General features: G+C 72.2%; 10 protein-coding genes. 7 read left to right on the top strand and 3 right to left on the bottom strand.

From position 1 onward, the window contains the following. The first annotated feature begins 2 nt into the window (after positions 1–2). From KKZ08_RS16595 to KKZ08_RS16605, 3 genes are read left to right on the top strand one after another with little or no spacing between them, the layout of a single operon-like run. Complete coding sequence (locus KKZ08_RS16595; RefSeq protein ID WP_223775195.1) at positions 3–1451, top strand: vWA domain-containing protein; 1449 nt, start codon at positions 3–5, stop codon at positions 1449–1451. Next, positions 1448–2614, top strand: coding sequence for a hypothetical protein (locus KKZ08_RS16600; RefSeq protein WP_223775196.1), 1167 nt, complete (start codon positions 1448–1450; stop codon positions 2612–2614). Before KKZ08_RS16595 ends, KKZ08_RS16600 begins: the two co-directional genes overlap by 4 nt. Then, entirely contained in the window at positions 2611–3915 is a 1305-nt protein-coding gene (locus KKZ08_RS16605; protein WP_223775197.1) for an extracellular solute-binding protein, read from the top strand. Before KKZ08_RS16600 ends, KKZ08_RS16605 begins: the two co-directional genes overlap by 4 nt. Positions 3916–3917: 2 nt before the next feature. On the opposite strand, the gene KKZ08_RS16610 is transcribed toward KKZ08_RS16605, so the two are convergent. Then, on the bottom strand, positions 3918–5780 hold the full coding sequence (locus KKZ08_RS16610) for an MFS transporter (protein WP_223775198.1): 1863 nt from the start codon (positions 5778–5780) through the stop codon (positions 3918–3920). A gap of 215 nt (positions 5781–5995) precedes the next feature. Beyond that, positions 5996–8884 (bottom strand): D-alanyl-D-alanine carboxypeptidase, encoded by a 2889-nt coding sequence (locus tag KKZ08_RS16615; RefSeq protein ID WP_223775199.1) that lies wholly within the window; start codon positions 8882–8884, stop codon positions 5996–5998. A 219-nt stretch (positions 8885–9103) separates the two neighbouring features. On the opposite strand from KKZ08_RS16615, the gene KKZ08_RS16620 reads away from it, so the two are divergent. From KKZ08_RS16620 to KKZ08_RS16630, 3 genes are all read left to right on the top strand, one after another. After that, positions 9104–9865: a GPP34 family phosphoprotein gene (locus KKZ08_RS16620; RefSeq protein WP_223775200.1), complete on the top strand. Its 762-nt coding sequence runs from the start codon at positions 9104–9106 to the stop codon at positions 9863–9865. 327 nt (positions 9866–10192) lie between these two features. Continuing rightward, a complete protein-coding gene (locus KKZ08_RS16625) occupies positions 10193–11050 on the top strand; it encodes a helix-turn-helix transcriptional regulator (RefSeq protein WP_223775201.1) in 858 nt (285 codons plus the stop codon). 235 nt (positions 11051–11285) lie between these two features. After that, positions 11286–11495: a DUF397 domain-containing protein gene (locus tag KKZ08_RS16630; RefSeq protein ID WP_223775202.1), complete on the top strand. Its 210-nt coding sequence runs from the start codon at positions 11286–11288 to the stop codon at positions 11493–11495. A 126-nt stretch (positions 11496–11621) separates the two neighbouring features. Here KKZ08_RS16630 and KKZ08_RS16635 read toward each other — a convergent pair whose 3' ends face one another. Further along, entirely contained in the window at positions 11622–12491 is an 870-nt protein-coding gene (locus tag KKZ08_RS16635; protein WP_223775203.1) for a hypothetical protein, read from the bottom strand. An 89-nt stretch (positions 12492–12580) separates the two neighbouring features. Here KKZ08_RS16635 and KKZ08_RS16640 point away from each other — a divergent pair, with 89 nt between their 5' ends. Further along, positions 12581–13381, top strand: coding sequence for an SDR family oxidoreductase (locus tag KKZ08_RS16640; protein ID WP_223775204.1), 801 nt, complete (start codon positions 12581–12583; stop codon positions 13379–13381). The last annotated feature ends 71 nt before the right edge of the window (positions 13382–13452 follow it).

The following is a 13452-nucleotide window of genomic DNA, read 5'->3' on the forward strand; positions in this document are numbered from 1 at the left end:
ACGTGACGTCCGGCCCGCGCGCCCGCGTCGGCCTGGAGGTGAGCCAGGTCGTCGAGCTGCCCCGCCCGCGCCTGCCCGGCAGCGCGGAACCGGCGCGGATGTACGCGGTCCTCACGGTGACCGTGCGCAGGCCCGGCGCCGCACCGCCCGCGGCGTCCGGCGCGACCGAGGGGGACCCGGCGGCGGGCGGGCACCGGCCCCGGCTCGCGGAGGTGCTGCTCATCGACCACTCCTCCTCGATGGTGATCCCGCCGAGCCGGCTGGCCGCCGCCCGCGCCGCCGCCGTCAGCGCGCTGGCCAAGATCCCGGACGGCGCGCTGTTCGCCCTGGTCGCCGGGGGCGACAAGGCCACCATGATCTATCCCGGAAAGCCCGGCCTCGCCGTCGCGCACGCCGAGTCGCGGGCCGCCGCGGAGGCCGCCCTGTACGACTGCACGCCGGGCGGCGGCACCGCGATGGGCACCTGGCTGGAGCGGGCCAGGCTCCTCTTCCGCGAACTGCCCGCCGCTGGGTCCGCCGACTACGTACGCCATGCCCTGCTGCTCACCGACGGCAAGAACGAGCCCGGTTACGAAGCGCCCGAGGACCTGCGCGCGCGGGTCGAGCGGTGCGCGCGGGCCTTCGACTGCGACGTCGTGGGCATCGGCGACGCCTGGGAGACCGAGGAACTGCTGCTGATCGCGGGCGCCCTGGGCGGCCGAACGCGCGCCGTGGAGGACCTCACCCGGCTGCCCGGCGAACTGGCCGCGCTCACCGGGCGCGCCGCCGAACGCGACGTGACCGGCCTGCGGCTGCGCCTCTACCACCGGGCCGGGGTGCGTCCGCTCTCCTTCGAGCAGGTCCACCCCACGCGTACGGCGCTCACCCCTTCCCACGTCGACCTGACCGGCGTCAGCACCGGTGCGGGCGGTCCCGTCCAGGAGTACGAACTGGGCCCGTGCGGCGAGGAGACCCGCGCCTATCTCCTCTGCGTCACCGCGCCCTACGACCCGGCTCAACTCGGCAAGGAACTCCTGCTGACGGAGGCCGAGATCGACGCGGCCGACGACGCGCGAAACGTGGAACTGCCCGCGCCGCAGCCCGTCCTGATGCGCTGGACCGACGACGCCGACCTCTACAGCCGCCTCGACCCCCAAGTCGCCCACTACCAGCACGAGGAGGAGCTGCACCGCACCTTCGAACAGGCCTGCGCCGAGCTGAAGCGGGGCGCGCGGGACTCGGCCGAGGCACTCCTCGGCACGGCCTGGCGGCTCGCGGGAGAGACGGGCGACACGGCGATGCGGGACCACCTGCGGCGCCTGATCCGCGTGGACGACGCCGAGCGCGGCACGGTACGGCTCCTGGACCACATCGCCCGCTTCGACGTCGAGGCGGCCCGCATCCAGTCGAGCATGACGGTCCTCCCCGGCGGCCGCCTGCCCGGCGCCCGTCCCGCCGGGGGCCGCCGATGAGCGCCTCCTGGCGCACCCTCCGCCTCGTCGCCGCCGACGTGCTGCGCCGACTGCTGCGCCATCTGTGGCCCGCGCCGCACACCGAACACACCCGCAACCGCGCCTACTTGCGCGAGCGGCTCATCGCACTGCCCCTGCTCACCGTCGTCGCGGCCGTCGCCTTCGGCTGGGCGTACGCCGAGATCCGGTCCGACACGACGGCGCTGCGCGACAGTTACACGCCCGCCCTCGGTGACCTGGCCGACGCGGAGATGTCCCTGCGCATCGCCGACCGCGAGGCCGAGCGGAGTCTCGCCGCCGGGGAGTCGGTGCGGCTCAGCGGTATCGGGAAGCGCTACCTGACCCGCACCACCCGCGCCACGCAGAGCCTCAACCAGGTGGCCCGCAGCGGCGCCCTGACCACCGCCGAGCGCCAGGAGCTCGACGTGGTCTCCGGTCTCGTCGTCGACTACGGCACGTGGATCGACTTCGCGCAGGACAACGTCGGCGATCCGCCGCTGCGGGCCGCCGGCCTCAGCTACGCCCGCAGCATGCTCTGCACACCCCCCGCGCCCCCGGACGAGGTGGGCCCCGGCGGCTACCCGCCGTGCGAGCCCGGCAGCGGCTCCGACGCGACCGCCGTGGTGGACCGCATCTCCGCGCTGGAGGAGAGCCTGCGCGGCAGGCTGGCGGAGCGGGCGGCCCTCGGCGGTGGTGTGCTCGGCGCGGCCGGGGTCGCCGGGATCTCCCTCGCCCTCCTCGGCCTCGGGCTCTGGCGCACCCAGGTCTTCCTCCGCCACCGCTTCCACCTGCGGGTCAGCGTGCCGCTGCTCGTGGCCTCGCTGCCGCTGCTCGCCGTGCCGTTCCTGACGGCCGACGCCGTGCTCGCCCACCGCGCGCAGCAGCGGGCCGTCACCACCGCGCACCAGCTGTCCGACGCGACCTCACCCGCGATCGAGGCCACCGTCGAGGAGCGGCCCTTCGGGACCCCGCACCCCCGCCTGATCGCCTCCCTGGACGAGCGGGCCGACCGCGACCTCGCGGGTGGCCGCCTGCCCGGGCTCGGCGGGGCCGCGCCGTGGGTGGCGCCCGTGGGGCTGCTCGGCGCGGCCCTCAGCTACGCCACGCTGCACTCCTACCGCCGCGAGTACGTCCTCATCTCCCGCTCGGGGGCAGCCCTGTGAACCGCAGCCGTACGCGCGCCCGCGCCGCGTTCCGCGGCTTCCTCGCCGCCTGCCTGCTCGCCGTCACCGCCGGCGCCTGCACGGACGAGCGGCCCGAGACACTCGTCGTCCTCGGCCCCTGGACGGGCGACGAGGGCGAGGCGTTCGAAGCGATGCTGAACCAGCTCGACGACGGCACGGGAGCGACGTATACCTACCAGGGGACCCGTTCCCTGCGCGAGACGCTCGTCGCGCAACTGGAGGCCGACGCCCCGCCGGACGTGGCGATCCTCAACAGCGTCGGCGAGCTCACCGAGTACGCCCGCGCCGGCCGGCTCAAGCCGCTCACCGCCACGGCCGCCGCCCGCGCCTACCCGCCCTGGGCGCCGCCCCTGTCCGTCGACGGCACCCGCCGCACCTACTGGGTGCCGCTGAAGGTCGACCTGAAGAGCCTGGTGTGGAGCAAGGCCGGGAAGGGGGACCGCGCCGCCGACCCGAAGTGGTGCGTCGCCCTCGCCTCGCAGGCCACCTCCGGCTGGCCGGGCACCGACTGGGTCGAGGACATCCTGCTCCACCGGGCGGGCCCCGCCGTCTACACCGAGTGGGCCACCGGCCGCCTCAGCTGGCGCGACCCCCGAGTCCGCGACGCGTGGACGACCTGGGCCGCGCTCCTCGGCAAGCGCTCCAAGGCCTCCGTCGACCAGTCCCTGACCATGACGTACGTGGGCACTCCCGACCCGGCGGCGAAGAGCGGCGGGGCCCCGCGCGGCCTGCTCGGCTCCATGACGCCGCGCTGCACGCACGAGCACCAGAGCGCCTTCATCCGGTACGTCTACGCGGGCGACCGGGTCCGCGTCGACCCGGCGGCGGGCTTCCTGCGCGGCCGCCCCGCCCACGACGGCGCCTACGAGGTGGCGGGCGACATGGCCGCCGTCTTCAGCGACGACCCGGCGGCCCGCACCCTCGTGGAGCGCCTGTCGGGCAGCACCGCCCGCACGCTGTGGCGCTCCGAGGCGAAGAAGGAGCTGCGGCCGCTCTTCCCGGACGCGGCCGACCCCCAGCCCACCGACCCGACGGGGCGGCGCCTCGCCGAGATCCTCACCCGCGAGGCCGACACGCTCTGCTTCGACGCCTCGGACGTGATGGCGCCGGGAATGCGCGACGCGTTCCACCGCGCCGTCCTGCGGTACTTCAGGGACCCCAAGGGCGCACGGCTCGACGAACTCCTGGAGCAGCTGGACGCGGTGCGCGAGGACGCCGCGCCGGACACGGCCGCGGGCCGGCTGCCCGCGTCCGGCGTCTGCGCACCACCCGGCGGCTGAAGTCAGCGCAGCAGCTCCGGCGGGCAGGGCGTGCCGCGCGGGATCTGGTAGGGCGAGCCGAGCCGGTAGATGCCGGCCTTCGGGGCGATCAGTTCGGTCCACTTGTCGCCCGCCCGGTCCTCCGCGGACTCCGCCAGGCAGCCGTGGACGTTGCTGTACTCCTTGGGGAGATCCTCGTCGTCCGCGCGCCGCCGCTGCGACTCCTCGGTCTCCTGGGGCCGCTTCACGCCCTTGCCCTCGGCGTCGACGACGCTCAGCCACGGCGAGTAGGGGATGCGGATCAGGATGCGGCCCGGCTTGTCCACGCGGAGCGTCATCTCGCCCTGCTCGGCCCGCTCCACCACGGCGTTCGGCTCGGCGAGCGGGGTCGGGTCGAGGACCTCGTACAGCTGCCAGTTGTCGTCGGCCCACACCTTCTTCAGGTACGGCAGGCCGTTCTCGATGAGCTGCGCCTCCCGCTTGCCGCCGTCGCCGTCGGGCTCGCCGTAGGGCAGCACGACGTAATGCACGGACCAGCGCTGGAGCCACTCGTGGTAGTTCGCGGAGTTGAGGGTGTCGTCGTAGAAGAGGGGGTTGCGCTCCATGTCGGCCTGCCGGTTCCAGCCGCGGGCCAGCTGGACGTTCTGGGGCAGTGCGGAGGCCTCGCGGTGGCTGCGGGCGGGCACCACCTCGACGCGGCCCTTCTCCGCGCCGACCTCCTGGAGTTCGTTGAGCAGCGGCGCCAGCTCACGCGACCACGACGCCTCGGGCGTCGTGTGGATGATGTCGTCGACGGTCTTGTACCCCACCCACCCGGTGAAGACGGCGAAGGCCAGCACGATCGCGTACCACTTGCGGGACTTGCGCACGGTGTACGGCAGGGCGGCGATCAGCGCGACACCCGTGAAGGACATCGCGAGGCGGGTGATGTTGGAGCCGATCTGCGAGCTGATGATCCACACACCGAGCACGAACGCCGCGTACACGGCCGTCGTGATCCGCACGGTCGTCCACTGCTTCGGTACGAGGAAGTAGACGGCCACCGCGAACAGCAGCGGCAGCGACGCCGACCAGAAGGACATCGGCTGCGTCCCGGAGAACGGGAAGAGCCACGCGGACACGCCCACCACGACGGCGGGCGCGAGCCCGAGCGCGTACGCACCCGGGTAGCGCTTGCTGAGGAAGAGCGCGACGGCGACGAGCCCCACGAAGAGCCCCGCCACCGGGCTGCCCATCGTCGCGAGCGCGGCGAACGGCGCGGCGACCAGGGCCTTGGCCCACCGCTTGTAGCGCCAGCGGTGCGGCCAGCAGAAGACGGCGGCGACCGCCATGAGCGCGAACATCTGACCGAGGCCGAACGTCACGCGGCCCGATATGGCGTTGCACAGCAGCGCGAAGACGCCCGCGAGGGCGGGCCACATCGGCTCCTTCACCGCGCGGCTGCGGACCAGGATCATGGTGAGCAGCGCGGCGGAGATCGTCCCCGCGATCATCATCGTCGTCCGCACGCCGAGCACCGACATCAGGTACGGCGAGATGACGCTGTACGACACCGGGTGCATGCCGCCGTACCAGGCGAGGTTGTACGCCGATGCGGGGTGCCGGCCGACGAACTCCGCCCAGGCGTCCTGCGCCGCGAGGTCGCCGCCGCTGTTGGCGAAGACGAAGAACCAGACGATGTGCAGCACGCCGGCGAGCACCGTCACGGTGAGCACCGGGCGGCGCAGGAGACGCTGCTTCCAGGTGGCCCAGGCGGTGGGCGGCTGGTCGGTGCCGGTGGGCCGTGAAGACGGCAGCGGTATTCGCGGGCCGGTGCCGCGGCCCGCGCCCTCGCTGCCGTCCGGCTCGGTCCCTGCGTCGGCGCGCGTCGGCTCCGCTGTTGCCACTGGAGGCTCTCTCCCCGTGTCGTCCGTGTTTCCGGAGTACCCGGGTTCGAGCCGACGAGGGTCCGTCCCGGACACCCCGTCCTCGGCCCCGGCGTACTGCCCCCCGAGCTTGTGACGCTAGCACGCAGACGCGGGGGAAAGCCCGGGGTGGGGCCTTCCCCCGCGGGGGTTCGGCGTGTTCTCGCCGCCGGTCGGCGGGTGCGTCCTGCCGTGCCTCAGCCGACGCGTCGCAGCTTCGCGCCGAGGCCGGGTTCCGCGAGATCCTTCTGGAGGGCGACGGGCACCTCGACGGCGTCACCCTTGCCGTCGCCGACACTCAGTACGCCGACCTCGGTGCCGGCCTTCCCGGTGTGCGGCACCGGCTTGCCCTTCGGCTCCGACATGTGCAGCTTCACCGTCAGGCCCGGCCAGCCCACCGCGGAGACGTCCTTGGTCGCCACCACCGGGGTGGTGCCGCCGAGGCCGTCGTCCACATGGCCGACGACGTCGCCCTTCTTCACGATGGTCTTGGCGGTCAGCGCGTCCTGGCCGGCCTCGATGAGCTTGCGGGTGACCCCGGTGACCTCGTCGATGTTGGCGACGCCGTTCTTGCCGAACTGGCCGAGGGCGGCGCCGATGATCGTCTGCGTCTCGCCGCCGACCTTCTTCTCCGCGGCGAAGAGGATGTTGCCGCCCGCGGCCGTGGTGGTGCCGGTCTTGATGCCGATGGCGACGGTCGGGACGAGGCCGAAGAAGTTGTTCTGCTTCTCGCCGTTGAGGTCCTTGTAGCTGGGCTGGCGGGAGATCTCGTTGAAGACCGGGTCCTTCATCGCGGCCCGGCCGAGCTTCACGAGGTCCTCGGCGGTGGAGACGGTCGTCTTGTCCAGGCCGCTGGGGTCCGTGTAGTGGGTGTTCTTCATCCCCAGCTCCTTGGCGGTCTTGTTCATCTTCGCGACGAACGCGTCCTCGGAGCCACTCTTGCTGTCCCAGCGGGCGAGCAGCTTGGCGATGTTGTTGGCGGACGGCAGCATGACCGCCTGGAGCGCCTCGTACTGGGTGATCTTCTGGCCCTCGGCGACCCTGACGACGGACTCCTGCTCGGCCTTGCCCGTCTCGTAGTGCTTCTCGGCGGCGGCGTCGACGGGGATCTTCGGGCCGTCCTGGCCCTTCTTCAGCGGGTGGTCCCGAAGGATCACGTAGACCGTCATGACCTTCGCGATGGAGGCGATCGGTACGGGCTTCTGGTCACCGGAGGTGCCGAACGAACCGATGCCGTTGACGTCCATCGCGGCCTGGCCCTGGGACGGCCACGGCATGGACGGCTTGTCGCCGCCGAAGGAGACGGACTGCTCGGCGGTGAGCTTCAGGGTGGGCGTCGGCAGCGGGCGCACTGCCTGTACGACCGCAAAGACGACCACCAGGAGCAGGACGATCGGCGTCCAGATCTTGACCCTGCGCACGGCGGTGCGGACCGGGGTCTCCGGCGGCGGCGGGGTGTTGGTCAGCTCGGCGAGCAGGTCGAGCGGAGGCTTCGGCGGCAGCGGCTGCTGGGTGGTGGGCTCTACGGGAGCGGGGGGCTGCTCTGCGGTCTTCGGCTGGGCCTTGGCCCCGGCCGCGGGCTTGGCACCGGGGGCGCCGGTCTTGGGCGCGGTCTTGCCGGACGGCTCGTCGAGCGGCTTCAGGGCGACGAACTTACTGGTCCGCTCGGCATCCCGCTCAGCCTTCGCCCCGCCCTTTGCGTCACCCTTTGCACTGCCCTTTGCATCGCCCTTTGTAGGCGCCTCGCCACCGAGCTTGAGCATGGTGGTCGGCTGATCCACCTCGGGCACGCGGGGCGCCTTGAAGACGGCGGTGGCTTGATCGACACCGGTGGTCTTGGGGGCGTCGGCCTTGGGCGCGGGGTCGGTCTTGGGCGCGGGCTCGCTGCCGGGCTTGGCGTCGGCGCTCGGCTTCGCGTCGGCGGCGGGCTTGGTGGCCTCGCCGGACTTGGCACCACCGGCGGGCTTCGCCCAGGCCGGGGCCTTCGCGTCGTCGGCGGGCTTCGCCCAAGCCGGGGCCTTCACGTCATCGCCGGGCTTCGTGGTCTCATCGGACTTGGCGCCGCTGACGGGCTTCGCGTCGGCGGCAGGCTCGGCGCCGCTGACGGGGTTCGCGTCGGCCAGGGCCTTCGCGTCGTCGCCGGGCTTCGTCGCCTCGTCGGACTTCGCGTCGCCGGCGGGCTTCGCCTTGGCGCCAGACGTGGCGGCACCGCTCGGCGTGGCGTCACCGGCGGGCTTCGAGTCAGCCGTGGCCGCCGAGGCGGCGCCCTCCGTGGCGGAGGCGTCGGACTTGGCGGGAGCTGCCTTGGCCGGGGCGTCGCCCTCGGCGGAAGCCGCCGCGTCGTCCTCGGTGAGCGCAGGCTTCGCGGCGTTCCCCTTGGCCGAAGCCGCCTTCCCAAAAGCGTCGTCCCGCGCGGAGCCGGCGCCCTCGGAGGAGGCGTCACCCTCGGCGGAAGCCTGATCCTCGCCAGAAGCACCGTTCTTGCCGGAAGCATCGCCCTTGGCGGAAGCGTCACCCTGGCCCGACTCATCGCCCTTCACGGACACGCCCCCCGCAGCGGAGCCACCGGCAGCAGAGCCACCCGCCCCGGACCCCGTGTCCCCACCGGCCGCCTCGCCACCGGAAACCCGGTCCCCGGCCTCAGCAGGACCGTCACTGCCGGCCGAAGCCCCGCGCGCCCGGGAGTCGTCCGGGTCCGCCTCGGGGTTCTCGTCGTCCGAGCCTGCGACCCACGCCGCCACCGCGTCCCGGAGCCGCTCGTCGCCGCCGGAAGCCACGGCACCCTCCGAGGCGTCACCGCCGGAGGCAGCGGCACCCTCCGAGGCGTCACCGCCGGAGGCAGCGGCACCCTCCGAAGCGTCACCGCCGGAGGCACCGCCCCGGCCTTCGGAGACCGTCTTCGTGGAGAAGACCGCCGTCGCCTGGTCCTTGCGCGCCGCGGGGACCTCACGGGCCACCGCCAGGCGCGGGTCCCGTTCCTCCGGTGCGGGCACAGAAGGATCCGCCGCAGTCGGGTTCCCCGACGACTTCCGCTGCTTCGACCTGTCGGGGGTCTCGCCCGCCACCGATGCCTCCTCGTACGCCATGCCGTATGCCGATGCTGACGCGGCCGGTGCCCGGCCGTGCGTCAAAACCGGTCCGGACCCCACTGTCCGAACCGTGTACCAGTGTCCTGTGTGAGGGCTTAACCCCCGTGGTAGACGAGAACGACATACCTACTGGTTCCAGTACATCCCGCCCACGCACTCTCGACAGACCAATGTGAGAGGGGTCACCCTGTCATTCATCCACGCGGGGAGGCATGGATGGGCAGGAGCCGCAGAACAATTCCGGAGGAGCTTCTGCTGCTCGCTTTGGACCCGGCCACGGGTACCACAGCGCAGCCGCAGTCGCTCGACCTCGGTCTGGCCGGAGCACAGCTAGTGGAGCTGGCGCTGGCCGGACGGATAGCCCCAGACGGGGATCGTATCGCCGTGGTGATGCCACGGCCGACCGGAGATCCGACTCTGGACTCCGCACTGGAACTGCTGCGCAGGCGCGGCAGCCCGGTTCGGGCCGTCCACTGGATCGGCGGACCCCGACTGGGGCTCCGCCAGACGTACCTCTCGCACCTGGAGCGGTGCGGCATGGTTCATGCCGTGGCGGGTCAGATGTGCGGGGTGCTGCCGACGACTCGCTACCAAGCGACGGAGACGGCCATCAGCCGGGAAATCAGGTCCCGGCTGGATTCGGCGATCCGCACCGGCGTGCCGCCGGACCCGCGGACCGCCGCGCTCGCCGCCCTGGCCCACGCGGTCGGTCTCGGCAAGCATCTGTATCCCGGGAACGAAGGGCGTTCATCCCGCTCCCGTCTCCGGGACCTCATCAGGCACGACCCGATGGGCGGCCTCGTGGCGCACGCCGTGATGGACGTCCAGAACGGTGTGGCGGCTCAGCCGCGCCGCAGCGCCGCACCGGCAGGCCCCACGGGTCCTGGCGGCCGGCAACCGGCCAGGGCGGTGGCGGACCCGGACCGGATCCCCATGCAGCCGCGCCGAGGGTCCATGGCACGCGCCGTGGCCCACTGAGTACGGCGACAGACAGCACACCACCTCACATCACATCTCACGGCATCGCGCCGCAGCACCAGGCAAGCGCACCACCGCACCAGCGCCGCACCGCAGTCCCCCAGACCCGGTACGGGAGCCGCTGGGCCGCGCGGGGCACGGCACCGGACCGTCCGGACGACGACATCCCGGTGCCGCCGCCCCGCGCGGCCGCACATCCGCACCCCTATACGTCCGCCCGCACGTTCGCACATCGGCTGTTTTCCAGCGCTGCCACACACGTTGGTGGCACTCTGCTGAGCGGTAGACACGCAAAATCGAGGCAGGCAAGCCGGAGGTGCACGTCCCGTGGCGTCCAATGTCAATCCCACCGTCAGGCGACGTCGCTTGGGTCAGGAGCTGCGCCGGCTCCGTGAGCTCAAGGGCATGACGGCCGAGGAGGTCGCCGAGCGCCTGCTCGTCTCGCAGTCGAAGATCAGCCGCCTCGAGAACGGCCGCCGCTCCATCAGCCAGCGCGACGTCCGTGACCTGTGCGGTGTCTACGAGGTCGAGGACCACCGCATCGTCGACTCCTTGATGCAGATGGCCAAGGACTCACGCCAGCAGGGCTGGTGGCACTCCTTCGGCGACATCCCGTACAGCGTGTACATCGGTCTGGAGACGGACGCCGCGTCGTTGCGCGTGTACGACCCCCAGGTGGTCCCCGGCCTGCTCCAGACCCGTGGCTACGCCGAGGCGCTGATCACCGGCGCGCTCCCGGAGACCACGACGACCGACATCGAGAAACGGGTCCAGGTGCGCATGCGCCGCCAGGAGCGCATCGCCGCGCCGGACAACCCGCTGCGCCTGTGGACCGTTCTCGACGAGTCCGCGCTCCGTCGCGTGGTCGGCTCCCGGCAGCTGATGCGTGACCAGCTGGAGCACCTCCTGGAGCAGTCCCAGCTGCCCCACGTGACGGTTCAGGTGATCCCCTTCGAGCTCGGCGCCCACCCCGGACTGAACGGGCAGTACGCGATCCTGGAGTTCCCCGACGCGGCGGACTCCAGCGTGGTCTACATCGAGGGCGTCACGAGCGACCTGTACCTGGAGAAGGCGAACGACGTCCAGCAGTACAGCGTGATGTACGAGCACCTGCGGGCGCAGGCGCTCAACGTGGAGCAATCACGCCAGCTCATCGCGGGGATCGCGAAGGACTACGCCCGCTGATCCAGCCGGGCCACAGCCCGCGGAACCGTGCCCCGCGCGTGAGGGCGCCGCACGGTACACCCTTGCCGGGGTGAGGCGGAAGACCCACCTGGAATATGCCATCCGGTCGAGTGAACGGCCCCTTCACGCGCCGAGGTTGGCGAGTAGCGTCAATCACGCCATCGAGCAGAAGCGTTGGCGCACACCGCGGTCATGCGGTGGGAGCAACTCACCAACTGTGCAAACCGGAGAAAACATGGCAATTCAGCAGGGCGTTTCGCATGCCTGGGTCAAGTCCTCGTACTCCACCGGCAACGGTGCGTGCGTCGAGGTCAAGTCTCCACTGAAGACCGGCATTTCGGTGCGTGACTCCAAGGTCGTCGAGGGTCCGGTCCTCGCCTTCCCCGCCGACTCGTGGAACGCGTTCGTCACCGAGGTCGGCCGGGGGGCTGCCGACGTCGCGTGACGCGGCAGCGCCGGCCCGTGATACCGGTACACAGCAGAACAACCGCAGCGCCACAATCGGATAAGCAGCACCGTATGAGCCCTCTCGACTGGCCCGCCGTCCCGGCCGAGGGGGCTCGGCCTTGGGTCAGCGCAGCTGGTCGACGTACCGGTCCGTGCCCGGCACCGTCGGAATGAAGGGCGCGACCAGCTCCACCCGCCCGAGCCCGGATCCGGCCACGGCCGCGTCCCGCCCGGTGAAGTGCGCCTCCCAGCACTCCCGCGGGTCCTCCTGGAGGAACCACAGCAGCGTCAGCCGGGTGTCCACGCCCTCGACCTGCTTGACGTACGCCATCCGGTCGCCCGGCAGCGGCGTCGGCCGGAAGACCGTCACCATCGCGGCCGGTGAACCGGCGACCGCGCCCGGCAGGTGCCGGACCCGCAGCCACTCCAGCAACTTCCGCCTCGCCCCCGGCCCTTCCGCGTCGATGACCTCCAGAACCAGCCCCTTGTACGGGTGGTCGAGCGCGTGGAAGTCGCGCGGGCCCGCCGCGCCGTCCCGGTAGACGGTCGCCTCGTGGTCCTGGAAGGCGGTGAAGACGTGGGTGCGCTCCTGGTGGACGCGGCCGTCGCGGTTCAGCCGTCTGTTGATGCCGACGGTCCACTTCATGTGCTCGTCGTAGCGGCCCTCCGTCACCCAGTACGTGGAGAGGTAGCACCCGGCGGTGACCGGTTCGGCGACCGCGGACCTCACCGGGTAGCGCAGGAGCTGGAGGTCGCGCGTGGCGACCCAGCGGCGCCCCGCGTACATCCAGGGCATGGCCATCGCGCCGGCGTAGTAGTGGTCGTCCTCGTACCAGCGGTTGTAGGCGAACTCGTGCCCCGGGTGCGGCTCGACCATGGTGATCAGGGCGTGCCCCGGGCGTACGCCATAGGGTCCGACGGCGGCCAGCTCGGCGTACACGTCGCTTCGGGTGTCGTCGCTTCGGGTGTCGTCGCTTCGGGCTTCTTCTCCCATGCCTCTCGCCTGCCTCTCTCTTCCTTCCTCCTGCCGACGCCCATACTCTGACGCCCCGTCAGACGAACTGCCAGAGCCGGGAGGGCTCCATGCCGACATCGCCGTCGCCGCTCCTCGAAGGAAAGACCGTCGTCGTCTCGGGTGTCGGTGCCGGGCTCGGCCACCAGGTGGCGGCAGCCGTGGTGCGCGACGGGGGCAACGCCGTGCTGGGCGCGCGCACGGAGGCGCATCTCGCCAAGTCCGCCGCGGAGATCGACCCCGGGGGCGTACGCACCGCGTACCGGGCGACGGACATCACCGACGAGCGGCAGTGCGAGGCCCTGGCCGCGCTGGCGTGCGACCGCTTCGGCGGGATCGACGCCGCCGTCCATGTCGCCGCCTGGGACAGTCATTTCGGCGGCCTGGAGGACGCGGACTTCGAGACGTGGCGCGGTGTCGTCGACGTCAATCTGCTCGGCACGCTGCGCATGACGCGGGCGTGCCTGCCCGCGCTGAAGGAGCGGGGCGGGTCAGTGGTGTTCATCGGCACACAGTCGGCGGTGGCGGCGCCGTCGCAGGTGCGGCAGGCCGCGTACGCGGCGTCGAAGGGGGCGTTGACCTCTGCCATGTACTCCCTCGCGCGGGAGCTCGGACCGCATCGCATCCGGGTCAACTCGGTGCTGCCGGGGTGGATGTGGGGGCCGCCGGTCAAGGCGTACGTCCAGTTCACCGCGGAGTCCGAGGGGGTGCCGGAGGCGGAGGTGCGGGGGCGCCTCGCGGCGCGGATGGCTCTGCCGGAGTTGGCCACGGATGGGGATGTGGCCGACGCGGTGGTGTTTCTGGCGTCGGAGCGGGCGCGGTCCATCACCGGGCAGTCGCTCTTGGTGAACGCCGGGGAGTTGATGCGGTAGTCCGTCGTCGGCTGCGGGCTGTCGTGGCTGGGCGCGCAGTTCCCCGCGCCCCTACGGGGGTGCGCCTCGGG

The organism is Streptomyces sp. 135, assembly GCF_020026305.1.
GTDB lineage: Bacteria > Actinomycetota > Actinomycetes > Streptomycetales > Streptomycetaceae > Streptomyces.

Coding starts and splice junctions, on each gene's coding strand:
- KKZ08_RS16600 (WP_223775196.1), top strand. CDS start 1,448: ATGAGCGCCTCCTGGCGCACCCTCCGCCTCGTCGCCGCCGACGTGCTG.
- KKZ08_RS16615 (WP_223775199.1), bottom strand. CDS start 8,884: ATGGCGTACGAGGAGGCATCGGTGGCGGGCGAGACCCCCGACAGGTCG.
- KKZ08_RS16620 (WP_223775200.1), top strand. CDS start 9,104: ATGGGCAGGAGCCGCAGAACAATTCCGGAGGAGCTTCTGCTGCTCGCT.
- KKZ08_RS16630 (WP_223775202.1), top strand. CDS start 11,286: ATGGCAATTCAGCAGGGCGTTTCGCATGCCTGGGTCAAGTCCTCGTAC.
- KKZ08_RS16635 (WP_223775203.1), bottom strand. CDS start 12,491: ATGGGAGAAGAAGCCCGAAGCGACGACACCCGAAGCGACGACACCCGA.
- KKZ08_RS16640 (WP_223775204.1), top strand. CDS start 12,581: ATGCCGACATCGCCGTCGCCGCTCCTCGAAGGAAAGACCGTCGTCGTC.